Annotated in this window: 22 protein-coding genes; 12 read left to right on the top strand and 10 right to left on the bottom strand. The window is 56.3% G+C overall.

Annotation, left to right across the window (positions count from 1 at the left end):
- Positions 1–48: 48 nt before the first annotated feature.
- From prmA to RY075_RS20860, 9 genes are all read right to left on the bottom strand, one after another.
- Positions 49–930 carry a 50S ribosomal protein L11 methyltransferase gene (gene prmA, locus RY075_RS20900; RefSeq protein ID WP_017382703.1) on the bottom strand — a complete coding sequence of 294 codons (882 nt, stop codon included), beginning with the start codon at positions 928–930 and terminating at the stop codon, positions 49–51.
- An 11-nt stretch (positions 931–941) separates the two neighbouring features.
- A complete protein-coding gene (panF, locus tag RY075_RS20895; RefSeq protein WP_023323805.1) occupies positions 942–2,393 on the bottom strand; it encodes a sodium/pantothenate symporter in 1,452 nt (483 codons plus the stop codon).
- Positions 2,383–2,625: a YhdT family protein gene (locus RY075_RS20890; RefSeq protein WP_022651933.1), complete on the bottom strand. Its 243-nt coding sequence runs from the start codon at positions 2,623–2,625 to the stop codon at positions 2,383–2,385. Before RY075_RS20890 ends, panF begins: the two co-directional genes overlap by 11 nt.
- Before the next feature lie 108 nt (positions 2,626–2,733).
- Entirely contained in the window at positions 2,734–4,083 is a 1,350-nt protein-coding gene (accC, locus tag RY075_RS20885) for an acetyl-CoA carboxylase biotin carboxylase subunit (protein ID WP_003860388.1), read from the bottom strand.
- Positions 4,084–4,093: 10 nt separating this feature from the next.
- On the bottom strand, positions 4,094–4,558 hold the full coding sequence (gene accB / locus RY075_RS20880) for an acetyl-CoA carboxylase biotin carboxyl carrier protein (RefSeq protein ID WP_003860389.1): 465 nt from the start codon (positions 4,556–4,558) through the stop codon (positions 4,094–4,096).
- Between the two features lie 21 nt (positions 4,559–4,579).
- Positions 4,580–5,032: a type II 3-dehydroquinate dehydratase gene (aroQ, locus tag RY075_RS20875; RefSeq protein ID WP_003860391.1), complete on the bottom strand. Its 453-nt coding sequence runs from the start codon at positions 5,030–5,032 to the stop codon at positions 4,580–4,582.
- A 234-nt stretch (positions 5,033–5,266) separates the two neighbouring features.
- On the bottom strand, positions 5,267–5,866 hold the full coding sequence (gene msrQ, locus RY075_RS20870) for a protein-methionine-sulfoxide reductase heme-binding subunit MsrQ (RefSeq protein WP_032660525.1): 600 nt from the start codon (positions 5,864–5,866) through the stop codon (positions 5,267–5,269).
- Entirely contained in the window at positions 5,867–6,868 is a 1,002-nt protein-coding gene (msrP, locus tag RY075_RS20865) for a protein-methionine-sulfoxide reductase catalytic subunit MsrP (protein ID WP_003860395.1), read from the bottom strand.
- 77 nt (positions 6,869–6,945) lie between these two features.
- Positions 6,946–7,920, bottom strand: a complete 975-nt coding sequence (locus RY075_RS20860; protein ID WP_032608003.1) for an MDR family oxidoreductase — start codon at positions 7,918–7,920, stop codon at positions 6,946–6,948.
- A gap of 182 nt (positions 7,921–8,102) precedes the next feature.
- Here RY075_RS20860 and csrD point away from each other — a divergent pair, with 182 nt between their 5' ends.
- From csrD to tldD, 8 genes are all read left to right on the top strand, one after another.
- On the top strand, positions 8,103–10,043 hold the full coding sequence (gene csrD, locus RY075_RS20855; RefSeq protein WP_003860399.1) for an RNase E specificity factor CsrD: 1,941 nt from the start codon (positions 8,103–8,105) through the stop codon (positions 10,041–10,043).
- Between the two features lie 282 nt (positions 10,044–10,325).
- The gene (gene mreB / locus RY075_RS20850) at positions 10,326–11,369 is read left to right on the top strand and encodes a rod shape-determining protein MreB (RefSeq protein ID WP_000913396.1); all 1,044 of its coding nucleotides are present in this window, start codon (positions 10,326–10,328) and stop codon (positions 11,367–11,369) included.
- Positions 11,370–11,431: 62 nt separating this feature from the next.
- Positions 11,432–12,448 carry a rod shape-determining protein MreC gene (gene mreC / locus RY075_RS20845; protein WP_003860400.1) on the top strand — a complete coding sequence of 339 codons (1,017 nt, stop codon included), beginning with the start codon at positions 11,432–11,434 and terminating at the stop codon, positions 12,446–12,448.
- Entirely contained in the window at positions 12,448–12,936 is a 489-nt protein-coding gene (mreD, locus tag RY075_RS20840) for a rod shape-determining protein MreD (protein ID WP_003860402.1), read from the top strand. Before mreC ends, mreD begins: the two co-directional genes overlap by 1 nt.
- A gap of 9 nt (positions 12,937–12,945) precedes the next feature.
- On the top strand, positions 12,946–13,539 hold the full coding sequence (locus RY075_RS20835) for a Maf family protein (protein ID WP_109948889.1): 594 nt from the start codon (positions 12,946–12,948) through the stop codon (positions 13,537–13,539).
- Positions 13,529–14,998, top strand: coding sequence for a ribonuclease G (rng, locus tag RY075_RS20830; RefSeq protein ID WP_003860405.1), 1,470 nt, complete (start codon positions 13,529–13,531; stop codon positions 14,996–14,998). The genes RY075_RS20835 and rng overlap by 11 nt, the downstream gene beginning before the upstream one ends.
- Positions 14,999–15,040: 42 nt before the next feature.
- Positions 15,041–18,847, top strand: coding sequence for an AsmA2 domain-containing protein YhdP (yhdP, locus tag RY075_RS20825; protein ID WP_022651930.1), 3,807 nt, complete (start codon positions 15,041–15,043; stop codon positions 18,845–18,847).
- 83 nt (positions 18,848–18,930) lie between these two features.
- Positions 18,931–20,376, top strand: coding sequence for a metalloprotease TldD (tldD, locus tag RY075_RS20820; protein ID WP_003860414.1), 1,446 nt, complete (start codon positions 18,931–18,933; stop codon positions 20,374–20,376).
- Positions 20,377–20,425: 49 nt separating this feature from the next.
- Here tldD and aaeR read toward each other — a convergent pair whose 3' ends face one another.
- A complete protein-coding gene (gene aaeR, locus RY075_RS20815) occupies positions 20,426–21,352 on the bottom strand; it encodes an HTH-type transcriptional activator AaeR (RefSeq protein ID WP_003860415.1) in 927 nt (308 codons plus the stop codon).
- A 179-nt stretch (positions 21,353–21,531) separates the two neighbouring features.
- On the opposite strand from aaeR, the gene aaeX reads away from it, so the two are divergent.
- From aaeX to RY075_RS20795, 4 genes are all read left to right on the top strand, one after another.
- A complete protein-coding gene (gene aaeX, locus RY075_RS20810; protein ID WP_003860416.1) occupies positions 21,532–21,735 on the top strand; it encodes a p-hydroxybenzoic acid efflux pump operon protein AaeX in 204 nt (67 codons plus the stop codon).
- A gap of 7 nt (positions 21,736–21,742) precedes the next feature.
- Positions 21,743–22,675: a p-hydroxybenzoic acid efflux pump subunit AaeA gene (gene aaeA / locus RY075_RS20805; protein ID WP_003860417.1), complete on the top strand. Its 933-nt coding sequence runs from the start codon at positions 21,743–21,745 to the stop codon at positions 22,673–22,675.
- 5 nt (positions 22,676–22,680) lie between these two features.
- A complete protein-coding gene (gene aaeB / locus RY075_RS20800; protein ID WP_338627950.1) occupies positions 22,681–24,648 on the top strand; it encodes a p-hydroxybenzoic acid efflux pump subunit AaeB in 1,968 nt (655 codons plus the stop codon).
- Positions 24,649–24,734: 86 nt separating this feature from the next.
- Complete coding sequence (locus RY075_RS20795; protein ID WP_045332468.1) at positions 24,735–26,189, top strand: NAD-dependent succinate-semialdehyde dehydrogenase; 1,455 nt, start codon at positions 24,735–24,737, stop codon at positions 26,187–26,189.
- The last annotated feature ends 16 nt before the right edge of the window (positions 26,190–26,205 follow it).

The raw sequence follows: 26,205 nt of genomic DNA, 5'->3' as shown, positions 1-26,205 counted from the left end.
AGAAAAAACCGAAGGGAAAAGGCGTGGTCAGACGACCACGCCAAACGCTTATTTTTTACGACCGGTGATGCGACACCACTCTTCTTTCTCGACCACCGGGTCGAGCGCAAAGAGATCGGCGTAGGCTTCACAGACGCTGTCTGCCTGGCTGGCAAGGATACCGGACAGGCCCAGCAGACCGCCTTCAACCGGCAGCACGCTGATTAACGGCGCCAGCTCGCGTAATGGGCCAGCCAGGATATTCGCGACCACCACATCGGCTTTCATCGCCTCTGGCTGTGCATCGGGCAGATACAGTTCAAGGCGATCGGAAACGCCATTACGCTCGGCGTTATCACGGCTGGCCTGAATCGCCTGCGGATCGATGTCGATCCCGATGGCTTTTGCCGCGCCCAGTTTCAGTGCTGCGATAGCAAGGATCCCGGATCCGCAACCGAAGTCGATCACGGTTTTGCCTTCCAGATCCAGGCCATCCAGCCATTGCAGGCACAGGGAGGTTGTCGGGTGGGTACCGGTGCCGAACGCCAGACCCGGATCCAGCATCACGTTGACGGCGTTTTCATCGGGCACTTCACGCCAGCTTGGGCAGATCCACAGACGCTGACCAAACTGCATCGGATGGAAGTTGTCCATCCACTCGCGTTCCCAGTCTTTGTCTTCCAGCTGTTCAATTTTATGCGCGAAACCCGCGCCCAGCAGCGGATGGTTTTCCAGAATCGCCACGACCTCTTTCATATCGGTTTCTGCATCGAACAGGCCGATAACGTCCGTATCACCCCACAGGCGCGTTTCGCCTGGCAGCGGCTCAAAGACCGGCGTGTCATGCGTGTCCTGGAAGGTGATAGAGACCGAACCGGCCTCCATCAGCGCATCACTCAGTTCTTCGGCGTTCGCGCCGGTTGTGTTCAGTTTTAATTGGATCCACGGCATGGCAAAACTCTTTATTTGTCAGTAGAAATCAGGGCAGTTTGTGGCACCGGTCGACCAAAACGGTTTCCCACCACAAACGCCAGTAAACTTAACAGTAACGAAGGCACGATCGGATGGAAGCCCAGATACTGAATTTTAAACGTAGCGAGAACGGCATACAGGACGCCCCCGACAATCATGCCGCTTAATGCACCCGCGGCATTCGCGCGTTCCCAGTACAGCCCCAGCACCAGCGGCCACAGGAAAACGGCCTCCAGCCCGCCAAAGGCGAGCAGGTTTAGCCAGATGATCATCTCCGGTGGACGCCACGCGGCCAGCAGCAGTAACGCCCCCAGCACCAGGGTAATCACCGCCGACATACGCTTGAGGCGTCGCTCATTTTCGACCTGTTCAGGGCGCAAATTCAGATAGAGATCTTTAATGATCGTAGCGGAACTTTGCAGCAACTGAGCGTTGATGGTCGACATAATGGCCGCCATGGGTGCGGCGAGGAAAATCCCGGCGGCAAACGGCGGAAGCACTTTCACCATCAGGGTCGGAATGACCAGATCCGGTACGGTAAGGTCAGGGATCACCGCGCGGCCCAGCGCGCCCGCCAGGTGCATACCAAACATCAGGATCGCCACCACAATTGTCCCGATAATGATCCCGCGGTGCACCGCTTTGCTGTCTTTATATGAGATGCAGCGCACGGCAGTATGCGGCAGGCCAATCACGCCAAAGCACACCAGCACCCAGAACGAGGTCATAAAGGTTGGAGAGAGGATGTCATCCGCCCCCTGCGGCGAGACCAGTTTCGGATCGATCGCTTCCAGGGTTTCAACCGCATGGCTCAGGCCCCCTGCGGCATGCACGATACCCACCAGCAGAACGAGAGTGCCAATGAGCATCACCATCCCCTGCATCGTGTCGTTGAGTACGCTGGCGCGGAACCCGCCAAACGCGGTATACAGCGCGATACTCACACCGAAAATGACCAGGCCCGTCTCATAGGGGATACCGGCTGCCGTCTCCAGCAGACGTGCGCCGCCGATAAACTGCACCGTCATTGCGCCAATAAACGCCACCAGCAGACTCAGGCTTGCCAGCCATACCAGCAAGCGACTCTGATAGCGGGCAAACAGCATATCGTTCAGCGTTACGGCATTGTAGCGACGGGCCAGAATGGCAAACTTTTTACCCAATATGCCCAGAGAGAGCCAAATGGCAGGCAGCTGGATCATGGCCAGCAGTACCCAGCCCAGCCCGTACTTATAAGCGGCGCCCGGGCCACCGATAAACGAGCTGGCGCTGATGTAAGTAGCGGTCAGCGTCATGGCCAGCACGACGCCACCCATTGAGCGGCTCCCGAGGAAATACTCGTTCAGAAAGGTGCCGGTCGAACGTTTACGCATCGCATAAACCGACAGGCCAAACACCAGGAACAGGTAAGCGATAAGGGGCAGAATGACTTCAAGCTGCATCATCGTCCTCCAGTGAAATATCGCGATAGATGAATTTCACCATCGCCCAGCACAGCAGGATAAACATCAGCGGCAGCAGCAGGCAGGCCATTTCAAACCAGTGCGGGAGGCCGGTAATGCCAATCGCCGAATCAGGTAAGTAAGCAGTTACTAACCATGCGGCGAGATAGAGAAGGGTCAGCCACAGCGCCCAGCGCGCTTCTTTATGGGCCTGAACAAAACGTTTGTCCATTTTTTGTCCCTTGTGGATGAAGAAAGCGGGGATTGTACATGATGGGGCTTAGCGATCCCCAGAAATAAAAAAGGCCGGATAATCCGGCCTTTTAGCAACACTGATCTCTTACTTCTCGTTCAGACCGAGTTTTTTCTCCAGGTAGTGGATGTTAGTCCCACCATTCTGGAAGTGCTCGTCGCTCATAATGCGCATCTGGAGATCAACGTTGGTTTTGATCCCGTCGATGATCAGCTCCTGAAGGGCGTTCTTCATGCGGGCAATGGCCACGTCACGGTTTTCGCCGTAGCAGATCAGCTTACCGATCATTGAGTCATAGTACGGCGGTACGGTGTAACCGGCGTAGATATGGGACTCCCAGCGCACACCAAAGCCACCCGGCGCGTGGAAACGCGTGATTTTACCCGGGCTTGGCAGGAAGGTGTTCGGGTCTTCGGCGTTGATACGGCACTCTACCGCATGGCCTTTAACCACAACTTCTTCCTGTTTGATGGACAGCGGCTGACCGGCTGCGATACGCAGCTGTTCTTTAATCAGGTCAACGCCGGTGATCATTTCGGTAACCGGGTGTTCAACCTGAATACGGGTGTTCATCTCAATGAAGTAGAACTCGCCGTTTTCGAACAGGAACTCAAAGGTACCCGCCCCGCGATAGCCGATATCGACACACGCTTTGGCGCAACGCTCACCGATGTAGCGACGCAGTTCCGGCGTAATGCCCGGCGCTGGCGCTTCTTCGACGACTTTCTGGTGACGACGCTGCATGGAGCAGTCACGTTCTGCCAGATAGATCGCGTTACCCTGACCGTCAGCCAGCACCTGAATTTCGATGTGGCGTGGGTTTTCCAGGTATTTTTCCATGTACACCATGTCATTGCTGAAAGCCGCTTTCGCTTCCGCTTTGGTCATGGAGATGGACTGCGCCAGTTCAGCATCGCTGCGTACAACGCGCATACCGCGACCGCCGCCGCCGCCGGACGCTTTGATGATCACCGGGTAGCCAATGCGTTTAGCATGGGCGCGGTTAGCATCCATATCGTCGGTCAGCGGGCCGTCAGAGCCCGGTACGGTTGGCACGCCAGCTTTTTTCATCGCGGTGATGGCAGACACTTTGTCACCCATCAGGCGAATGGTGTCAGCTTTCGGGCCAATGAAGATAAAGCCAGAGCGTTCAACCTGCTCAGCAAAGTTGGCGTTCTCAGAGAGGAAACCATAACCCGGGTGAATCGCGACCGCGCCAGTGATTTCGGCGGCGCTGATGATCGCCGGGATGTTCAGATAGCTTTTTACGGACGGAGCCGGACCGATACAGACCGTCTCATCCGCCAGCAATACGTGTTTTAAATCGCGATCCGCGCTTGAATGCACGGCCACGGTCTTGATGCCCAGTTCTTTACAGGCACGAAGAATACGCAGTGCAATCTCGCCACGGTTGGCGATAACAATTTTATCCAGCATGTTCGCCTCGTTACTCGATGACGACCAGCGGCTCGTCAAATTCTACCGGCTGACCACTTTCGACCAGGATCGCTTTCACAGTACCTGATTTGTCTGCTTCGATCTGGTTCATCATTTTCATGGCTTCAACGATGCACAGGGTATCGCCTACGTTGACTTTCTGACCCACTTCGATGAACGCCTTCGCGTCCGGGCTCGGGGTGCGGTAGAAAGTACCAACCATTGGGGAACGTACGATGTGACCACTGATTTCTGTTGCAGCCGCAGGTGCCGCTTCTGCTGCCGCTGGCGCAACGGCTGCGGAGAGCGCAGGCTGCTGCACTGGCGCAGCATAAGCTTGCTGCATTACCGGGAAGCTAGCGGCTGGGGCTGCACGGCTGATGCGTACAGACTCTTCGCCTTCAGAAATTTCCAGTTCGGAGATGCCTGATTCTTCAACCAGCTCGATCAGTTTTTTAATCTTACGAATATCCATGAGTGGGTTCCGTACTCTTGTTTAGTGTGATTGTGACAAGCGTTTTACCGCTGTCTGTAAAGCGTATGAATAGCCGTCTGCACCCAGCCCACAAATCACGCCAGCGGCGATATCTGACAGGTAGGAGTGGTGGCGGAACGGCTCTCGGGCGTGCACGTTACTCAGGTGAATCTCGATAAACGGGATACTCACCGCGAGCAGTGCGTCGCGTATAGCAACACTGGTGTGCGTAAACGCGGCCGGATTGATCAGGATATAGTCCACAGTGTCTTTAGCCTGATGAATACGGTCGATGATTGCGTACTCCGCGTTAGACTGAAAATGGTCCAAATCCACATTCAGCGACGCTGCTTCCGTACTCAGACGGTTAACAATTTCGCTCAATGTTAGCGTGCCGTACTTCTCTGGCTCACGGGTGCCGAGCATGTTCAGGTTCGGTCCGTTTAAAACTAAAATTTGGAATTTATCAGCCATTATGCCGCTATCTCCTGCGATTTTCGGGTAAAAAACAACATATACCCTCAAAGCGCAATTGTCACCCTTTCAGAGGCCTAAAACCCCTGTCCGGAAAACCGAAGTCGCACATTATAACGATTTCGTAGCATTTGGCAGCTAAATACTGGTCTTATCAGGGAAGATTATCAACCGCTATCCGAAAAAGATTCGCGGTTGATAAATAATCTGCGGGAAAACGCACAGTTTCGTGAACTATCGCAACCACTGGCGGAACTTCTTGTAACGCCACGCTAAAAGGGCCAGGGCCAGCAGGGCGTAGATGACCGGCTGAGGGGATAAAATCTTCACCGACCACAGGTAATGAATAGGGGCGAGGATCGCGACAAGATAGACGAAGTTATGCAGTAGTTGCCAGCGTCGACCCAGTTTTCGCTGCGCATACTGCGTGGATGTCAGCGTCAGCGCCAGTAAAACCAGCCAGCTTACGATACCCAGCGTCAGATAGGGACGCGTCACCAGTTCGCTGCCAAGGAGTGCCAGGTTGTTAATGCCCAGTTCCAGCAGGGCGTAGCTGGTGAGATGCAGCGTTGCCCAGGCGAAACACCATAGCCCTAAAAGCCGACGGGTGCGTATCAATAATGGCTGTTTAGCGTAGCGCGCCAGCGGTGAGACGAGCAAGGTCGCCAGCAAAAATTTCAGAGCCATCCGACCCGTAAAATGCTGAATATCTTTCGCCGGATCGGCACTGAACTGTCCCTGGCTGGCTGCCCAGAAGAGCCAGATAAAGGGGAGAAATCCGGCTAAATGCAGGAGTACCTTCAGCCAGGTTATCTGCTTTGCCGTTAAACGCACTTAGAAGTTCTCCCGTAAGTTCAGACCACGGTAGAGGGATGCCACCTCATCCGCATAGCCGTTAAATAGCAGCGTTGGCTGGCGTTTAACATCCAGCGCGCCGCCGGAACCGATAAAACGTTCTGTTGCCTGCGACCAGCGCGGATGGTCAACGTGCGGGTTAACGTTGGCAAAAAAACCATACTCGTCAGGCGCTGCCAGGTTCCAGGTGGTGGGGGGGCGTTCACGGGTGAGCTTAATGCTGACGATCGATTTGATGCCCTTGAAACCGTATTTCCACGGTACGGTCAGGCGAATGGGCGCCCCGTTTTGCGGCGGCAGCGCTTTGCCATAAACCCCGACGGTGAGCAGCGTAAGCGGATGCATGGCTTCGTCGAGACGTAAACCTTCAACGTAGGGATACTCCAGCCCGCCGCCGATAAACCGATCCTTCTGGCCTGGCATCTCGTCCGGGGCATAGCGCGTCTGGAAAGAAACATACTTCGCGTTGCTGGTGGGCTCAACCAGCGCCAGCAGTTTATGCAAAGGGAAACCTACCCACGGCACCACCATCGACCAGGCTTCCACACAGCGCATACGGTAAATGCGTTCTTCAAGGGGGAAGCGGGTGGTGAGGTCATGATGATCCAGCGTCAGCGGTTTTGCCACCTCGCCATCTATCTTCAGCGTCCAGGGATCGGTTTTCATGCTCCCGGCGTTGGCGGCAGGATCGGCCTTATCAAGACCAAACTCATAGAAGTTGTTATAGCCGGTGACTTTATCTTCCGGCGTCAGCGTCAGTTTATTCTGCCACTGTGCCGGTTTGGTGAAGTCAAGCGGTGCGCCGGAGGGGGCTTTCGGGCGATCGTTGCCCTTAAACCAGTCGAGCAGATCGGCATGGGCCGCAGGGGTGAGCGTCAGGGCAGTGGCGCTGATGCCAAGCATTTTCAGGATCTGGCGGCGCTGTAGCATAAAGACAGATTCAGACGTTACGTCGGCTTCCGTCAGTTTTCGGGTTTTCATGGCATCCTCCGTCAGGCGTTTTTCTAAGCATGACGGAGGAGGAGGGTTAGCGCGAATATGTCACGAAAATTTGAAGATTAGGCGATTTTAACCAGCGCACGACCGTGGAACTGGTTGTCCATGATTTTATTGGCGAACTCTGGCGCCTGGCTCAGGGTGATCTCAGTGGCGCTCTGCTCATAGAATGAGGCTGGCAGATCCTGCACCAGACGTTCCCAGGCCTCAGCCCGCCGCTCGGCTGGGCTCATGACCGAATCGACACCCTGAAGACGCACGTTACGCAGAATAAATGGCATCACCGTCGTCGGCAGGGCAAAACCACCCGCCAGACCACAGGCCGCCACGCAGCCGCCGTAATTCATTTGCGCCAGCACCTTCGCCAGCACTTTGTCGCCGACGGTATCTACTGCGCCAGCCCAGATCTGTTTTTCCAGCGGGCGGGTCTCGGCGAATTCGTCGCGGCTCAGAATACGGCTTGCGCCCAGCTGACGTAGATAATCATGCGTACTTTCGCGGCCAGAGACGGCGGCGACCTGATACCCCAGCTTGTGCAGCAGCGTGACGGCCGTGCTGCCCACGCCGCCGCTGGCGCCGGTGACGACAATTTCGCCCGAGTCAGGACGAATCCCGGCCTCTTCCAGCGCCATCACGCACAGCATGGCGGTGAAGCCTGCCGTGCCGATGATCATCGCCTTACGACCGTCCAGGCCTTTCGGCATCGGGACCAGCCAGTCACCTTTGACGCGCGCCTGTGCTGCCAGTCCGCCCCAGTGGTTTTCACCTACGCCCCAGCCGGTGAGCAGCACCTGCTGTCCGGCGTGAAAACGCGGATCTTCACTGGTATGCACGCGGCCTGCAAAGTCGATTCCTGGCACCATCGGGAAATTTCGGATGATTTTACCTTTTCCCGTAATCGCCAGTGCATCCTTATAGTTCAGGCTGGACCAGTCGATATCTACGGTCACGTCGCCCTCCGGCAGGCGGTTCTCCTCAATGGCTTGCACCGAGGCAACGGTTTTGCCGTCCTGCTGTTCTAAGATCAAAGCCTGCATACAGGGTCCTCACTAGGTTTGATGATGGGAAAATATGTCCTGATGACTATACTCGCTCAATGAAACGCAGTGCCGATTTAACGCAATAAATTGCCAGATACACCAGGTTTGGTAGTATGTCGCATTTAAAATGCAAGTTAGTGCTCACTTGCCCCCCTTCAACCCACGGAGTAATCTCAAGGATGCGATTAACGACGAAGTTCTCAGCTTTTATTACCTTGCTGACGGGGCTGACCATATTTGTCACGCTAATCGGCTGCTCGCTGAGCTTTTACAATGCCATCCAGGATAAGCTGGTTAACCGGGTTGAATCGGTTGCATCGGTTATCGACACTCGCCTGATAACGTCCTCCTTCCCGGCGCTTTCGCGTGAGCTGGATGAGTTAATGGTGCCTGTGGATATAGTGCAGATCGACATTAAACAGGGGAAGCAGACCGTTTTCAGCCATACCCGCCAGGGCAGCTATCGTCCTGCCGGCACGGTAGATCAGTATCGGGACGTCACGGTTAATTCACTTAAACATCCGGGTATGACAATTCATCTGATGTACCAGGATCCGATGAGCAACTATTTACGCTCGCTTATGACCACCGCGCCCTTAACCATCGCCGTTGCTTTTATCGTACTGCTGATTTTCCTCGCCGTTCGCTGGCAGCGTCGTCAACTTTCCGGCCAGGAACTGCTGGAAACACGCTCCGTGCGGATACTGAATGGCGAGCGGGGTCCGCAGGTGCGGGGATCGGTTTATGAATGGCCATCACGCACCAGTAGCGCCCTGGACGTGCTGCTCTCCGAAATCCAGTTTGCCAGCGATCAGCGTAGCCGTATGGACACGTTGATTCGCTCTTATGCCGCGCAGGATAACAAAACGGGCCTCAACAACCGTCTCTTCTTTGATAATCAGCTGGCTACGCTTCTTGATGACCCCGAAAAGGTGGGTACGCATGGCGTGGTAATGATGATTCGCCTGCCCGACTTCGATCTGCTCCGTGATACCTGGGGTCAGCGCGTGGCGGAAGAGAACCTCTTTACGCTGATTAACCTGCTGTCCACCTTTATTATGCGCTACCCCGGCGCGTTACTGGCACGCTACCACCGCAGCGACTTTGCCGTCTTGCTGCCGCATCGCACCTTAAAGGAATCCGAGAGTATCGCCAGTCAGCTGCTGAAAGCCGTCGATGCGCTGCCCCAGAGCAAAATGCTCGACAGAGACGACATGGTGCATATAGGCATCTGTGCCTGGCGCGGCGGTCAGTCGACGGAGCAGGTGATGGAACATGCGGAAGCGGCAACGCGTAACGCCGTATTGCAGGGGGCGAACGGCTGGGCGGTCTATGATGATACGCTGCCGGAGAAAGGGCGCGGCAACGTGCGCTGGCGAACCCTGATTGAACAGATGCTGAGCCGGGGCGGACCGCGCATCTATCAAAAACCGGCGGTCATGAAGAGTGGTCATGTCCATCATCGTGAGCTGATGTGCCGTATTTTTGATGGCACCGAAGAGGTTATCTCCGCAGAATATCTGCCCATGGTGTTGCAATTCGGATTGTCCGAAGAGTATGACCGTCAGCAAATCACCCGCCTCATTCCGTTTTTATCGTACTGGCCTGAAGAAAATCTGGCTTTACAGGTGACCGTCGAATCGCTGATCCGTCCGCGCTTTCAGCGCTGGTTACGTGACACGTTAATGCAATGCGAAAAATCGCAACGCAAACGCATTATTTTTGAACTTGCAGAGGCAGATGTAGGTCAACACATCAGCCGGTTGCGCCCGGTGGTGCGTTTAATCAATGCGCTTGGGGCTCGCGTGGCGGTAACCCAGGCGGGTCTGACGCTGGTGAGCACCAGCTGGATCAAAGAGCTGGATGTTGAATTATTGAAGCTGCATCCGGGTCTGGTAAGGAATATTGAAAAACGCACGGAAAACCAGCTGCTGGTACAAAGCCTGGTGGAAGCGTGCAAAGGAACGCAAACGCAAGTATTTGCCACAGGCGTACGTTCACGAAGTGAATGGCAGATGTTGACAGAGCGCGGCGTGACGGGCGGTCAGGGGGATTTTTTTGCCGCCTCTCAGCCGCTTGACACCAATGTGAAAAAATATTTGCAAAGATACTCTGTTTGACCTGCCGTTTACTTTGTTTTCACGTAGAATATCGCGCCTGTAGCTTTGAGTAAGACGAGCATAAAAGCCAGTGAACGACCTTTAATGGGTTACAAGTGAAAGTGAGGGACGCTGCTGTTTACTCAGCCCTGAGGGATTCAGGGGATGAATTTGTAACAAAGGAAACGTGCTGCACTAATTTTCACCGTAGCAGACGATTTTTGCGCCTTGTCGCTGCTGCGTGTGGTTGGTAAAGTAAGCGGATTTTGTTTTCCGCCCCAGCTTTCAGGATTATCCCTTAGTATGTTGAAAAAATTTCGTGGCATGTTTTCCAATGACCTGTCCATTGACCTGGGTACCGCGAATACCCTTATTTATGTAAAAGGACAAGGCATCGTATTGAATGAGCCTTCCGTTGTGGCCATTCGTCAGGATCGTGCCGGCTCGCCAAAAAGCGTGGCCGCAGTAGGTCATGATGCGAAGCAGATGCTGGGCCGTACGCCGGGCAACATCGCCGCGATCCGCCCAATGAAAGACGGCGTTATTGCTGACTTCTTCGTGACCGAAAAAATGCTTCAGCACTTCATCAAGCAGGTTCACAGCAACAGCTTCATGCGCCCAAGCCCGCGCGTGCTGGTGTGTGTGCCGGTTGGCGCGACCCAGGTTGAACGCCGTGCAATCCGTGAATCTGCTCAGGGTGCCGGTGCGCGTGAAGTCTTCCTGATTGAAGAACCGATGGCTGCGGCAATTGGTGCGGGTCTGCCGGTTTCTGAAGCAACCGGTTCTATGGTGGTGGATATCGGTGGCGGTACCACTGAAGTGGCCGTTATCTCCCTGAACGGCGTGGTGTACTCCTCTTCCGTGCGTATCGGCGGCGACCGTTTCGACGAAGCTATCATCAATTACGTTCGCCGTAACTACGGCTCTCTGATCGGTGAAGCGACCGCAGAGCGCATCAAGCACGAAATCGGTTCTGCCTACCCGGGTGATGAAGTGCGCGAGATCGAAGTTCGCGGTCGTAACCTGGCGGAAGGCGTGCCACGCGGATTCACCCTGAACTCCAACGAAATCCTGGAAGCGTTGCAGGAGCCACTGACCGGTATCGTGAGCGCGGTGATGGTTGCGCTGGAACAGTGCCCGCCAGAGCTAGCCTCCGATATTTCCGAGCGCGGTATGGTTCTGACCGGTGGTGGTGCGCTGCTGCGTAACCTCGACCGCCTGTTAATGGAAGAGACAGGTATTCCTGTCGTAGTTGCAGAAGATCCACTGACTTGCGTCGCCCGTGGTGGTGGCAAGGCGTTGGAAATGATCGACATGCACGGCGGCGACTTGTTTAGCGAAGAGTAGTCGGGTGTGAGAGGGTAGCAATTTGCTACCCTTTCTCTCTGACGCGAGAATACGCATAGCCTATGAAGCCAATTTTTAGCCGTGGCCCGTCGCTACAGTTTCGCCTGATCCTGGCGGTTCTGGTTGCGCTCGGGGTCATTATTGCCGATAGCCGCCTCGGTACGTTCAGCCAGATCCGAACGTACATGGATACCGCCGTCAGTCCTTTCTACTTTATTTCAAATGGTCCCCGTGAACTGCTCGACTCCGTGTCGCAAACGCTCTCATCGCGTGACCAGCTCGAACTCGAAAACCGTGCGTTACGCCAGGAATTGCTGCTGAAAAACAGCGAGCTGCTGATGCTGGGGCAATATAAGCAGGAAAACGCACGCCTGCGTGAACTGCTTGGCTCGCCGCTGCGCCAGGATGAACAGAAAATGGTCACCCAGGTGATCTCCACCGTAAACGATCCGTACAGCGATCAGGTGGTGATTGATAAAGGCAGCGTGAACGGCGTATACGAAGGTCAGCCTGTCATCAGCGATAAAGGCGTCGTGGGCCAGGTTGTGGCGGTTGCCAAACTGACCAGCCGCGTGCTGCTGATTTGCGATGCCACCCATGCACTGCCGATTCAGGTGCTGCGTAACGATATTCGCGTGATTGCCGCCGGTAACGGCTGCACGGACGATCTGCAACTGGAACATCTGCCCGCCAACACGGATATCCGCGTGGGCGACGTGCTAGTGACGTCCGGTCTGGGCGGTCGTTTCCCTGAGGGCTACCCGGTTGCGGTTGTCTCTTCCGTGAAGCTCGACACTCAGCGTGCCTACACCGTGATTCAGGCGCGTCCAACGGCCGGCTTGCAGCGTTTGCGCTACCTGCTGCTGCTATGGGGCGCCGATCGTAACGGAGCTAACCCGATGACCCCGGAAGATGTGCATCGCGTGGCGAATGAACGCCTGATGCAGATGATGCCGCAGGTACTGCCTGCGCCGGATGCGATGGGACCACCTGCACCCGTACCGGCTCCGGCGACGGGGTTAACGCAGCCGCTGCCGGATGCGCCGCCACCGCCGCAAGTCTCGGGTGGAGGGCAGTAGTGGCCAGTTATCGTAGCCAGGGGCGCTGGGTAATCTGGCTCTCATTCCTCGTTGCACTGTTGCTGCAAATTATGCCCTGGCCGGACGACATTCTTGTTTTCCGGCCAAACTGGGTATTGCTCATTTTGCTCTACTGGATCCTTGCCCTGCCGCACCGCGTAAATGTCGGCACAGGTTTTGTGATGGGTGCCATACTGGATCTTATCAGTGGCTCTACGCTTGGCGTCCGCGCCTTATCCATGAGCATTATTGCGTATCTCGTCGCACTCAAATTCCAGCTCTTTCGTAACCTTGCGCTCTGGCAACAGGCGCTGGTGGTGATGTTGTTGTCGCTCGCTGCGGATATCGTTGTTTTCTGGGCAGAGTTTTTAGTGATCAACGTCTCTTTCCGACCGGAAGTGTTCTGGAGTAGTGTAGTAAACGGTGTGCTCTGGCCGTGGCTGTTCCTGCTGATGCGTAAAATTCGCCAGCAGTTTGCCGTGCAATAAAAGGTTTCTATGACGTCTTTGTATCTTGCCTCCGGTTCTCCGCGTCGCCAGGAACTGCTCTCGCAGTTGGGTGTCTCCTTCGAACGCATCGTTACCGGTATTGAAGAAAAACGTGCTGAGGGTGAAAGCGCTCAGCAGTATGTCTCTCGTCTGGCGCGTGAAAAAGCGCAGGCGGGCGTGGCATGCGTGCCGCGTGACTTACCGGTGCTGGGTGCGGATACCATTGTCATTCTCAATGGTGAGGTGCTTGAGAAACCCCGCGACGCAGACCATGCGGCGCGGATGCTGCGTAACATGTCCGGACAAACCCATCAGGTGATGACGGCGGTAGCGCTGGCAGACAGCCAGTACGCTCTGGATTGCCTTGTGGTAACGGAAGTGACGTTCAGAGTACTCACCGACGAGGAGATCGCCGGCTATATCGCCAGCGGTGAACCTATGGATAAAGCAGGTGCATACGGTATTCAAGGGTTGGGTGGCTGTTTTGTCAGGAAGATAAATGGCAGCTATCACGCCGTAGTCGGCTTACCGCTGGTGGAAACGTATGAGTTGCTGAGCAATTTTAACTCACTGCGTGAGGGAAGGGATAATTATGACGGCTGAATTGTTGGTAAACGTAACGCCATCGGAAACCCGTGTGGCCTACATTGATGGTGGCATTCTTCAGGAAATTCATATTGAGCGTGAAGCGCGACGCGGAATCGTAGGCAATATCTACAAAGGTCGTGTCAGTCGTGTCCTGCCGGGTATGCAGGCGGCTTTTGTAGATATTGGGCTCGATAAGGCGGCGTTTTTACATGCCTCCGATATCATGCCGCACACCGAATGTGTGGCAGGCGAAGAGCAAAAGCAGTTTGCCGTGCGCGACATCTCTGAGCTGGTGCGTCAGGGCCAGGATCTGATGGTGCAGGTGGTAAAAGATCCGCTGGGCACTAAAGGCGCGCGTCTGACCACCGACATCACCCTGCCTTCACGCTACCTGGTGTTTATGCCGGGGGCGTCGCACGTCGGCGTGTCACAGCGTATTGAGAGCGAAAGCGAGCGTGAGCGCCTGAAAAAGGTGGTCAGCGCCTACTGCGACGAGCAGGGCGGGTTTATTATCCGTACCGCGGCGGAAGGGATCAGCGAAGAAGATCTCGCCTCGGATGCGGCCTACCTGAAGCGCGTCTGGACCAAAGTGATGGAGCGTAAAAAACGCAACCAGACCCGCTACCGGCTGTACGGTGAGCTGGCGCTCGCTCAGCGCGTATTACGTGATTTCGCCGACGCCCAGCTTGACCGCATCCGCGTGGACTCCCGTCTGACGTACGAAGCCTTACTGGAGTTCACCGCCGAGTACATCCCGGAAATGCCGGGTCTGCTGGAGCATTACACCGGACGCCAGCCGATATTTGACCTCTATGACGTTGAAAACGAAATCCAGCGTGCGCTGGAGCGTAAGGTTGAGCTGAAATCGGGTGGCTATCTGATCATCGATCAAACCGAAGCGATGACCACCGTCGATATCAACACCGGCGCGTTTGTCGGCCATCGCAACCTCGATGACACCATCTTCAACACCAACATCGAAGCGACGCAGGCCATCGCGCGTCAGCTTCGCCTGCGTAATCTGGGCGGCATTATCATCATCGACTTTATCGATATGAACAATGAAGATCACCGCCGTCGCGTGCTGCACTCTCTGGAGCAGGCGCTGAGTAAGGACCGCGTGAAAACCAGCATCAATGGCTTCTCGCAGCTCGGTCTTGTGGAAATGACCCGGAAACGGACCCGCGAAAGCGTGGAACATGTCCTGTGTAATGAGTGTCCAACCTGCCATGGACGCGGAACGGTAAAGACGGTGGAGACGGTCTGCTACGAGATCATGCGTGAAATTGTCCGTGTCCATCATGCCTACGACTCAGACCGTTTTCTGGTCTATGCTTCCCCTGCGGTGGCGGAGGCCCTGAAAGGGGAAGAGTCGCACGCGCTGGCGGAAGTGGAAATCTTTGTCGGCAAACAGGTAAAAGTGCAAATTGAGCCGCTCTATAACCAGGAGCAGTTTGACGTCGTCATGATGTAAACGCAGTTCGCTGCGAGATTTAAGGCTGACAAGGAGAGACGCGTGAGGCGATTGCCGGGGATTTTACTGCTTACAGGGGCAACGCTGGTCGTGATTGTCGCGTTGCTCGTGAGCGGGCTGCGTCTCGCCTTGCCGCATCTGGACAGCTGGCGTCCGCAGATACTGGCAAAAATCGAATCCGCCACCGGCCTGCCGGTGGACGTGAGTCATATCGAGGCAAGCTGGCAGAACTTTGGCCCGACGCTAGATGCGCGGGATATCCGCGCCAGCCTGAAAGATGGCGGCCACCTCAAAATCAAACGCGTCACCCTGGCGCTGGATGTCTGGCAAAGCCTGCTGCATCTGCGCTGGCAGTTTCGCGATCTCACCTTCTGGCAACTTCAGCTGATGACTAACACGCCGCTGCAAAGCGGCGACAGCGATCGAGGGCTGGAAACCAGCCGTATCAGCGATCTGTTCCTGCGGCAGTTCGATCATTTCGATCTGCGCGACAGCGAAGTGAGCTTTATTACTCTTTCCGGTCAGCGCGCTGAGCTGGCGATCCCACAGCTGACCTGGTTAAACGGGAAAGATCGCCACCGCGCCGAGGGGCAGGTGAATCTCTCCAGCCTGAACGGGCAGCACGGGGTTATGCAGGTGCGGATGGATCTGCGTGACGACAATGGCCTGCTGAACAACGGCAGGGTCTGGCTACAGGCGGACGACGTGGACGTGAAGCCGTGGCTCGGTGAGTGGCTACAGCAGAACATGCAGCTGGAGACCGCGCGCTTCAGCCTGGAAGGCTGGATGACGCTGACGAACGGGGCGTTCGCCAGCGGCGATATCTGGCTTAAGCAGGGGGGCGCGAGCTGGAAAGGGGAAAACCATCAGCATCAACTTTCCGTCGATAACCTCACCGCACACGTGACGCAGGATAAAGGCGGCTGGCAGTTCGCCATTCCGGATACGCGCATCTCCATGGATAACAAACCCTGGCCGCGCGGCGCGCTGACGCTGGCGTGGATGCCGGAACAGGACGTCGGCGGGATAAACGGTAAACGCAGCGACGAGCTGCGTATCCGCGCCAGTAACCTGGATCTGACGGCGATCGAAGGGCTGCGTTCAATGGCCGCAAAACTTTCACCGGAGCTGGGCGAAATCTGGCTGGCGACGCAGCCGAGCGGGCAGATAAACCGACTGGCGCTGGATATTCCGCTCCAGGCTACGGAAAAGACGCGTTTTCAGGCGGCATGGAAAAATCTCGCATGGAAACAGTGGAAATTGCTGCCGGGTGCCGAGCACTTCAGCGGTAAACTGGAAGGCAGCGTGGAAAGCGGCAGGCTGACGGCAGAAATGCAGGACGCGAAAATGCCGTACGAAACGGTCTTCCGTGCGCCACTGGAGATCGAAAAGGGAAATGCCACTCTCAACTGGCTGAAGAATGACAAAGGTTTTCAGCTCGATGGCCGCGATATTGATGTAAAAGCCAAAGCGGTACATGCCCGCGGTAATTTCCGTTATCTACAGCCTGAAGGCGATGAGCCGTGGCTGGGTATTCTGGCGGGCATCAGCACGGATGACGGTTCGCAGGCGTGGCGCTACTTCCCGGAAAACCTGATGGGGAAAGCGCTGGTGGACTATCTCAGCGGCGCTATTCAGGGCGGCCAGGCGGATAACGCCACGCTGGTCTACGGCGGCAACCCGCACCTGTTCCCGTATAAGCACAACGAAGGCCAGTTCCAGGTTCTGGTGCCGCTACGCAACGCCACCTATGCCTTCCAGCCAGACTGGCCGGCGCTGAAGAATCTGGATATTGAACTCAACTTCCTGAATGACGGCTTGTGGATGAAGACGGACAGCGTCGCGCTGGGCGGCGTAACGGCAAGCAACCTGACGGCAAACATCCCGGATTATTCCAAAGAGAAGCTGCTGATTGATGCGGATATTAAGGGGCCGGGTAAAGCGGTTGGCCCGTACTTTGAAGATACGCCGCTGAATGACTCCCTGGCAGCCACCCTTCAGCAGTTGCAGTTAGATGGCGATGTGAATGCTCGCTTACATCTGGATATCCCGCTGGACGGTGAATTGACCACCGCCAAAGGCGACGTTCGCCTTAATAACAACAGCCTCTATATCAAGCCGCTGGACAGCACCCTGAAAAACCTCAGCGGTCAGTTCAGCTTTGTTAACGGCACGCTGAAAAGTGAGCCGCTTAAAGCGACCTGGTTCAATCAACCCGTTAATATCGATTTCTCCACCACCGAGGGCGATAAAGCCTACCAGGTGGCGGTCAATATGGACGCGAACTGGCAGCCGTCACGCATGGATGTTCTGCCGAAGCCGATTGAGAATGCGGTGGACGGTGCGGTGTCATGGAATGGCAAGGTCGCCATCGACCTGCCTTATCATGCCGGTGCGCGCTATAACGTCGACATTACGGGCGATCTAAAAAACCTCAGCAGCCAGCTTCCCGCGCCGCTGAATAAAAAAAGCGGTGAAGCATTGCCCGTCAACGTTAAGGTTGCGGGCAACCTTAACAGCTTCGATTTAACCGGAAACGCGGGCGGAACAAACCACTTCAACAGCCGCTGGCTGCTTAACCGCAAGCTGACGCTGGACAGGGCGATCTGGACGACGGACAGCCGTACCACGCCGCCGCTGCCGGAGCAGGCGGGCGTTGAACTGAATCTCCCGCCGATGGATGGCGCAGAGTGGCTGGCACTGTTCCAGAAAGGTGTCGGGCAAAACGTCGACCAAACGGCGCAGTTCCCGCAGTCCATTACCTTGCGCACGCCTGCGCTGACGCTGGGCGGGCAGCAGTGGAACAACCTGAGTATTGTCTCCCGGCCGACGGTAAACGGCTCAAAGGTCGAGGCGCAGGGGCGTGAGATCAACGGTTCGTTGATCATGCGCGATCACGCGCCATGGCAGGCGGCTATCCGTTATCTCTATTACAATCCGACCTTTACGGCGTCTAAAGCAGAGTCGACAAGCACTTCTCCTGTCAGTGGCAATGGGACGTCGCGCGTGGATTTCAGCGGCTGGCCCGATCTCCAGCTGCGCTGCGCGGAGTGCTGGCTGTGGGGACAGAAATATGGCCGTATCGACGGTGATTTTGCCATTCAGGGAAATACGCTGAGCCTCTCTGGTGGGCTGGTGGATACCGGCTTTGGCCGCATGACTGCCGCGGGCGAATGGGTGAACAAACCGGGTGAACAACGCACCTCGCTGAAAGGCGATATTAAAGGCAATAAGCTGGACGCCGCGGCTAACTTCTTCGGCATTAGCACGCCGCTTCGCGGATCGTCCTTCGATGTGAATTACGATCTGCACTGGCGCGCTGCGCCGTGGACACCCGATGAAGCTTCGCTTAACGGCATCCTGAAAACCAACTTCGGTAAGGGTGAGATTGCCGACGTGAGCACGGGGCGCGCCGGGCAGATCCTGCGCCTGCTGAGTTTTGATGCGCTGCTGCGCAAGCTGCGCTTCGATTTCAGCGACACCTTCAGCGAAGGTTTCTACTACGATTCCATTCGCAGTACGGCGTGGATCAAAGACGGCGTTCTGCATACGGACGATACGCTGGTGGATGGCCTGGAAGCGGATATCGCCATGAAAGGCTCGGTCAACCTCGTGCGTCGCGAACTGGATATGGAAGCCGTGGTGGCGCCGGAAATATCCGCAAGCGTGGGCGTTGCGGCGGCCTTTGTGGTGAACCCGATTGTCGGTGCGGCGGTGTTTGCCGCCAGTAAAGTGCTGGGGCCGCTGTGGAGCAAGGTCTCTATTCTGCGCTATCGCATTACCGGTCCGGTCGATAAACCGCAGATTAACGAGGTGCTGCGCCAGCCGCGCAAAGAAGCACCGCAATGATTTGACGTGGGCAGGTAATTGCCTCACTCTCAATAAATACGATCTTTATACCGCCACGGGCGGCAACGAACGAGTAGCAATAGATGAGTCTGAACCTGGTAAGTGAACATTTGCTCGCAGCGAACGGCCTGAGCCATCAGGACCTGTTCTCCATTCTTGGTCAACTGACCGAACGCCGCCTCGACTACGGCGATCTCTATTTCCAGTCGAGCTATCACGAATCCTGGGTTTTAGAAGACAGCATCATTAAAGATGGCTCTTACAACATCGACCAGGGCGTCGGCGTGCGCGCCGTCAGCGGGGAGAAAACCGGTTTTGCTTATGCCGATCAGATTAGCCTCGCCGCACTTGAGCAGAGCGCGCAGGCCGCGCGCACCATTGTGCGTGATACCGGAGATGGTCGCGTGAAAACGCTGGGTGAAGTGCAGCACGCTGCGCTCTATACCAGCATCGACCCGCTGCAAAGCATGAGCCGCGAAGAGAAGCTCGACATCCTGCGTCGCGTGGACAAAGTGGCTCGCGCGGCGGATAAACGCGTGCAGGAAGTCTCTGCCAGCCTGACCGGTGTTTATGAACTGATCCTGGTGGCGGCGACGGACGGTACCCTGGCGGCGGATGTTCGCCCGCTGGTGCGTCTCTCTATCAGCGTGCAGGTTGAAGACGACGGCAAGCGCGAGCGCGGCTCAAGCGGTGGCGGCGGTCGTTTTGGCTACGACTGGTTCCTCGGCGACGTTGACGGCGAAGCGCGCGCGGATGCGTGGGCAAAAGAAGCCGTGCGCATGGCGCTGGTCAACCTGTCTGCCGTGGCGGCTCCTGCCGGTACGCTGCCGGTGGTTTTGGGCGCAGGCTGGCCTGGCGTGCTGCTGCACGAAGCGGTCGGTCACGGCCTTGAGGGTGATTTCAACCGTCGCGGGACGTCCGTATTCAGCGGTCAGATGGGGCAGCTTGTCTCCTCCGAACTGTGTACCGTGGTGGATGATGGCACCATGCTCGACCGTCGCGGCTCGATTTCTATCGACGATGAAGGCACGCCGGGCCAGTACAATGTGCTGATCGAAAACGGCGTACTGAAAGGCTACATGCAGGACAAGCTTAACGCGCGCCTGATGGGCGTAGCGCCAACGGGTAACGGCCGTCGTGAATCCTACGCGCACCTGCCGATGCCGCGCATGACCAACACCTACATGTTGCCGGGCAAATCCACGCCGCAGGAGATTATCGAATCCGTTGATTACGGGATCTTCGCGCCAAACTTTGGCGGCGGTCAGGTGGATATCACCTCCGGCAAATTTGTCTTCTCTACCTCAGAGGCGTATCTGATTGAGAAGGGCAAAGTGACCAAAGCGGTGAAGGGTGCAACCCTGATTGGCTCCGGCATTGAGGCCATGCAGCAGATTTCCATGGTCGGTAACGATCTGAAGCTGGATAACGGCGTGGGCGTTTGCGGCAAAGAGGGCCAGAGCCTGCCTGTGGGCGTCGGTCAGCCTACGCTGAAAGTAGATAATCTGACGGTGGGCGGCACGGCGTAAATTTTCCCCCGCACCCTAACCCTCTCCCCAACGGGGAGAGGGGAAAAGCCTACTCTTTCCTTCTGCCCCGCATGCCCTGAAACAGCTCCGCCACTTCCACAAAATAGTCCGTCAGATAGTTAATACAGACCTGCACCTTCAGCGGCAGCTTGTCCTTTTCCGTATAGAGCGCGTACACCGGACGCGGATCGGACTGGTAGCGCGGGAAGAGGATCTCCAGCACGCCGCTGTTGATCTCGTTGATCACCCACATCAGCGGTACGTAGGCGATCCCGGCCCCGGCCACCAGCCAGCGTGAGATGGTCATCGGATCGTTGGTGACGAAGCGGCCTTCAGGCAGCAGTTTAGTGGAAAGCCCTTCCGGCGCGATCAGTTCAAATTCGTTATCTGGCCGAACGCTGTATTCCAGCCACGAGTGGTTGCTCAGATCGGCAGGTTTCTCCGGCACGCCATACTGTGCCAGGTAGCTTTTCGAAGCGCAGACCACCATCGGCATGCTGCCCAGTCGACGCGAGAACAGGCTAGAGTCCTGCAACGCGCCAACGCGGATCACCACGTCTAACCCATCGGCAATCAGGTCCGGTGCCGGAATGCCCGTAACCAGATTAACGGTTAAACCGGGATACTCTTTCAGCATTTCCGCCGTCATGGCAGCGAGAACATTTTGTGCCATAGTTGAAGAACACCCGATACGCAGCGTGCCGATAGGCGTGTTGTTAAAGGCATAGAGCTGCTCGTGAACGTCCTGCACTTCATGCAGCATTCGACGGCAGCCCTGATAGTAAATTTTACCCGCTTCCGTCAGCCCGATGCTGCGGGTGCTGCGGTTGAGCAGCTTCACCTGAAGCTCATCTTCCAGTTTTGACACTGTCTGGCTAATGGATGAGACGCTCATTTGTAGCTGACGTGCTGCGGCGGTAAAAGAGCCTTGCTCAACCACTTTCGCAAAGACGGACATGCGTTTTAGACGTTCCATTATTCACTCTGGCTTAAAAGTGATTTAGATCACATATGATAGATAACAGCATAACAGTTACGTTAATATATTATTAATTACATAACGGCTGCGCCACTCTCGCCCGGCAATTCTTGCTCTCCTGCGGCGGCGCGAGCTTAAAAATCCAGTAACCTGCACTCTCTTTAATCAAGGTCAACATGAGTCTGTTTCCCGTTATCGTGGTGTTCGGTTTGTCGTTCCCACCGATATTTTTCGAGCTTCTTTTATCACTGGCGATCTTCTGGCTGGTGCGCAAGGTGCTGGTCCCTACCGGGATTTATGATTTCGTCTGGCATCCTGCATTGTTCAATACCGCGCTGTATTGCTGCCTGTTCTATTTAATATCGCGCATGTTTGTCTGAGGTTGATGTGAAAACGCTAACAAGAAAAATCTCCCGCACTGCCATCACTATGGCGCTGGTCATCCTGGCGTTCATCGCTATTTTTCGCGCCTGGGTTTATTACACCGAATCCCCGTGGACGCGCGATGCGCGTTTCAGCGCGGAGGTGGTCGCGATAGCGCCCGATGTCGCCGGTCTCATTACGGCAGTCAACGTCCACGATAACCAACTGGTGAAAAAAGATCAGGTGCTGTTCACCATCGACCAGCCGCGCTATCAAAAAGCGCTGGAAGAAGCGGAAGCCGACGTGGCGTATTACAACGCGCTGGCCTCTGAAAAACGCCGTGAAGCAGGACGCCGTAACAAGCTGGGCATCCAGGCCATGTCCCGGGAAGAGATTGACCAGTCCAATAACGTGCTGCAAACCGTGCTGCATCAGCTGGCAAAAGCGCAGGCGACGCGCGATCTGGCGAAGCTCGATCTGGAACGTACCGTTATCCGCGCCCCGTCCGATGGCTGGGTGACCAACCTCAATGTCTATGCGGGCGAGTTTATCACGCGCGGCTCTACGGCCGTGGCGCTGGTGAAACAGAACTCTTTCTACGTCCTCGCCTATATGGAAGAGACCAAGCTGGAAGGCGTGCGTCCGGGCTATCGCGCCGAAATCACGCCGCTCGGCAGCAACCGGGTCCTGAAGGGAACCGTGGACAGCGTGGCCGCGGGGGTGACCAACTCCAGCAGTACCAATGATTCAAAAGGGATGGCGACCGTCGATTCTAACCTCGAGTGGGTTCGTCTGGCGCAGCGCGTACCGGTACGCATTCGTCTGGATGAGCAGCAGAGCAACCTCTGGCCCGCAGGCACCACGGCGACGGTGGTGATCACGGGTGAAAAAGACCGTGATGCCAGCCAGGATTCGATCTTCCGACAAATCGCCCATCGCCTGCGCGAGTTTGGTTGATCGCTATGGGCATTTTTTCCATCGCCAGCCAGCACATCCGCTTCGCCGTGAAGCTGGCATGCGCCATTGTGCTGGCGCTGTTTGTTGGCTTCCATTTCCAGCTTGAAACGCCGCGCTGGGCCGTTCTGACCGCCGCGATCGTCGCCGCCGGTCCTGCCTTCGCGGCGGGTGGCGAACCTTACTCCGGGGCAATTCGCTATCGCGGGATGCTGCGTATTATCGGCACCTTTATCGGCTGTATCGCCGCCCTGACCATTATCATCCTGATGATCCGCACGCCGCTGCTGATGCTGATTGTATGCTGTATCTGGGCGGGTTTTTGCACGTGGGTCTCTTCGCTGGTGAAGGTGGAGAACTCGTACGCCTGGGGTCTGGCGGGATATACCGCGCTGATTATTATCATCACCATTCAGAGTGAACCGCTGCTTGCTCCGCAGTTCGCCGTGGAACGTTGCAGCGAGATTGTCATTGGTATCGTCTGCGCGATTGTCGCAGACCTGCTCTTCTCTCCGCGATCCATCAAGCAGGAAGTCGATCGTGAGCTGGACGCGCTGATTGTTGCTCAGTACCAGCTCATGCAGCTGTGCATTAAGCACGGCGACAGCGAAGAGGTCGACAAGGCCTGGAGTGCGCTGGTGCGCCGCACGCAGGCGCTGGAAGGGATGCGCAGTAACCTCAATATGGAGTCTTCCCGCTGGGAGCGGGCCAACCGTCGTCTGAAAGCGATCAATACCGTCTCGTTAACGCTGATCACCCAGGCGTGTGAAACCTACCTGATTCAGAACACCCGCCCCGAAGTGGTAACGGATACTTTCCGCGAACTGTTTGATGAGCCTGTGGAGACGGTGCAGGACGTGCATCGACAGCTTAAACGCATGCGTCGTGTGATTGCGTGGACAGGAGAACGGGATACGCCAGTCACCATTTATACCTGGGTAGGCGCCGCAACGCGCTACCTGCTCCTGAAACGCGGCGTGATTAGCAACACCAAAATCAGTGCGGCGGAAGAAGAGGTGTTACAGGGCGAAGTGGTGATCAAACCTGAATCCGCCGAGCGCCATCATGCGATGGTTAACTTCTGGCGTACCACCCTGGCCTGTAGACTCGGCACGCTGTTCTGGCTGTGGACCGGCTGGACGTCTGGCAGCGGCGCGATGGTGATGATTGCCGTCGTCACCGCGCTGGCGATGCGTCTGCCCAACCCGCGCATGGTCGCGATCGATTTTCTGTACGGCACCATTGCGGCGTTACCCATTGGCGCGCTCTACTTCCTGGTGATTATTCCCTCGACGCAGCAAAGCATGCTTTTGCTCTGCATCAGCCTGGCGGTGATGGCGTTCTTTATCGGGATTGAGGTACAAAAACGCCGTCTGGGATCGTTAGGCGCACTGGCGAGTACGATTAACATCATCGTGCTGGATAACCCGATGACCTTCCATTTCAGTCAGTTCCTGGATAGCGCACTAGGTCAGCTGGTGGGCTGTTTCCTGGCAATGATGGTGATCCTGCTGGTGCGGGATAACTCTCAGGCGCGGACAGGGCGCGTGCTACTGAATCAGTTTGTATCGGCCGCCGTATCGTCCTTGACCACCAACACCGCGCGGCGCAAGGAGAACCACCTGCCGGCGCTCTATCAGCAGCTGTTCCTGTTGCTGAATAAATTCCCGGGCGATGTCGCCCGCTTCCGCCTGGCGTTAACCATGATTATCGCGCACCAGCGTCTGCGGAACGCGCCAGTGCCGATCAACGACGATTTGTCCGCCTTCCACCGCCAGCTACGGCGCACGGCGGACCATGTGATATCGGCATCCAGTGATGACAAACGTCGCCGCTACTTTAAGCAACTGCTGGAGGAGCTGGATATCTACCAGGAGAAACTGCGGATCTGGGAAGCGCCGCCGCAGGTTACCGAGCCGGTAGAGCGGCTGGTGTTTATGCTGCACCGCTACCAGAATGCGCTGACAGACAGCTAACGAAGAGAAAACCGACGCCAAAAGTGTCGGTTTTTTTGTGGCTATACTTATTTTTGCAGGTTCAAACATTCAGGAAGGGAGGACACATGACAACCCAGGCTCTTCAGGACAGTATTCTTTTTCAGACCGGGTATCTGGTCAACGGTATCTGGAAAACACTCGACACCACGTTTGATGTGCTAAACCCGGCCACGGGCGAGGTCATTGCGAAAGTGGCGAAAGCAGGAAAAGCCGAAACCGAAGAGGCCATTGTGGCCGCGACGAAGGCCTTTCCCGCATGGCGCTCAAAAACGGCAAAAGAGCGTTCCGCGATCCTCTATCGCTGGTATGAACTGATTATCGAGAACAAAAGCTGGCTCGGGCGGCTGATGACTACCGAGCAGGGCAAGCCGCTGAAAGAGGCTGAAGGTGAGGTGGACTACGCTGCCAGCTTCATTCAGTGGTTTGCCGAGCAGGCCAAGCGCGCCAACGGTGAAATCATTCCTCCGGTTAAACCTGGCTCCCGTATTCTGGCCACTCGTGAACCTGTCGGGGTGGTTGCTGCTATCACGCCATGGAATTTCCCGATGGCTATGCTCACCCGTAAGCTCGGCCCGGCGCTGGCAGCAGGATGTACCGGCGTGATCAAACCTGCAAACAACACGCCGCTGAGCGCCTTTGCGCTGCTGACGCTGGCGAAGCAGGCCGGTGTGCCGGATGGTGTGCTGAATGCGGTCGCGGGGAGCACCTCAGAAATTAGCGACGCCATTATGGCCAGCCATGACGTGCGCAAAATCTCGTTTACGGGTTCAACCGCCGTCGGGAAAACGCTGGTTCGCAATTCCGCAGAGACCATGAAAAAGGTATCGATGGAGCTGGGCGGTAATGCGCCGTATATCGTTTTCGAGGACGCGGATATTGATGCCGCCGTCAAAGGCGCGATCGCCAATAAGTTCCGTAACGCCGGGCAGGTCTGCGTCAGCGTAAACCGTTTCTATATTCAGGAGACGGTCTATGACAAGTTCGTCAATCAACTTGCCGATGCGGTGAAGGCGCTGAAGGTGGGTAACGGTCTGGACGAGGGCGTCGTTGTCGGCCCGCTGATTGAGCCTTCGGCTGTCGAGAAAGTGCGTGAGCACGTCGAAGATGCGGTAGCGAAGGGCGCCACGGTGCTGGCTGGGGGTAAACCGCACGAACTTGGCGGCAACTTCTGGATGCCAACCGTACTCGGTGACTGCCATGAAGGCATGAAGCTGGCAGAAGAGGAGACCTTTGGTCCCGTAGCCGCCTGCTTCCGCTTCACGTCGGAAGACGAAGTGGTTATGCGCGCTAACAATACGCCTTACGGGCTGGCGGCCTACTTTTATACCCAGAATCTTTCGCGCGTGTTCCGCGTCTCACAGGCCATTGAGAGCGGCATGATCGGAATTAATGAATGTGCGGTCTCGACCGAACTGGGTCCGTTTGGGGGCGTAAAAGAGTCCGGGCTGGGCCGCGAGGGGTCCGTGCTGGGGCTGGAGGAGTTTCTGGAAGTTAAAACCCTGCATATCGGGGGATTATAATAGACAGGGCGGCATT

This window comes from Enterobacter sp. JJBC (assembly GCF_036936505.1).
Taxonomy (GTDB): domain Bacteria; phylum Pseudomonadota; class Gammaproteobacteria; order Enterobacterales; family Enterobacteriaceae; genus Enterobacter; species Enterobacter hormaechei_C.
This window is presented reverse-complemented; position numbering and strand designations above follow the sequence as displayed.

Bases quoted from the DNA above. Each gene is read 5' to 3' on its own strand.
- prmA (WP_017382703.1), bottom strand. From the start codon at position 930: ATGCCGTGGATCCAATTAAAACTGAACACAACCGGCGCGAACGCCGAA.
- panF (WP_023323805.1), bottom strand. From the start codon at position 2,393: ATGCAGCTTGAAGTCATTCTGCCCCTTATCGCTTACCTGTTCCTGGTG.
- RY075_RS20890 (WP_022651933.1), bottom strand. From the start codon at position 2,625: ATGGACAAACGTTTTGTTCAGGCCCATAAAGAAGCGCGCTGGGCGCTG.
- accC (WP_003860388.1), bottom strand. From the start codon at position 4,083: ATGCTGGATAAAATTGTTATCGCCAACCGTGGCGAGATTGCACTGCGT.
- accB (WP_003860389.1), bottom strand. From the start codon at position 4,558: ATGGATATTCGTAAGATTAAAAAACTGATCGAGCTGGTTGAAGAATCA.
- aroQ (WP_003860391.1), bottom strand. From the start codon at position 5,032: ATGGCTGATAAATTCCAAATTTTAGTTTTAAACGGACCGAACCTGAAC.
- msrP (WP_003860395.1), bottom strand. From the start codon at position 6,868: ATGAAAACCCGAAAACTGACGGAAGCCGACGTAACGTCTGAATCTGTC.
- RY075_RS20860 (WP_032608003.1), bottom strand. From the start codon at position 7,920: ATGCAGGCTTTGATCTTAGAACAGCAGGACGGCAAAACCGTTGCCTCG.
- csrD (WP_003860399.1), top strand. From the start codon at position 8,103: ATGCGATTAACGACGAAGTTCTCAGCTTTTATTACCTTGCTGACGGGG.
- mreB (WP_000913396.1), top strand. From the start codon at position 10,326: ATGTTGAAAAAATTTCGTGGCATGTTTTCCAATGACCTGTCCATTGAC.
- mreC (WP_003860400.1), top strand. From the start codon at position 11,432: ATGAAGCCAATTTTTAGCCGTGGCCCGTCGCTACAGTTTCGCCTGATC.
- RY075_RS20835 (WP_109948889.1), top strand. From the start codon at position 12,946: ATGACGTCTTTGTATCTTGCCTCCGGTTCTCCGCGTCGCCAGGAACTG.
- rng (WP_003860405.1), top strand. From the start codon at position 13,529: ATGACGGCTGAATTGTTGGTAAACGTAACGCCATCGGAAACCCGTGTG.
- tldD (WP_003860414.1), top strand. From the start codon at position 18,931: ATGAGTCTGAACCTGGTAAGTGAACATTTGCTCGCAGCGAACGGCCTG.
- aaeR (WP_003860415.1), bottom strand. From the start codon at position 21,352: ATGGAACGTCTAAAACGCATGTCCGTCTTTGCGAAAGTGGTTGAGCAA.
- aaeX (WP_003860416.1), top strand. From the start codon at position 21,532: ATGAGTCTGTTTCCCGTTATCGTGGTGTTCGGTTTGTCGTTCCCACCG.
- aaeB (WP_338627950.1), top strand. From the start codon at position 22,681: ATGGGCATTTTTTCCATCGCCAGCCAGCACATCCGCTTCGCCGTGAAG.
- RY075_RS20795 (WP_045332468.1), top strand. From the start codon at position 24,735: ATGACAACCCAGGCTCTTCAGGACAGTATTCTTTTTCAGACCGGGTAT.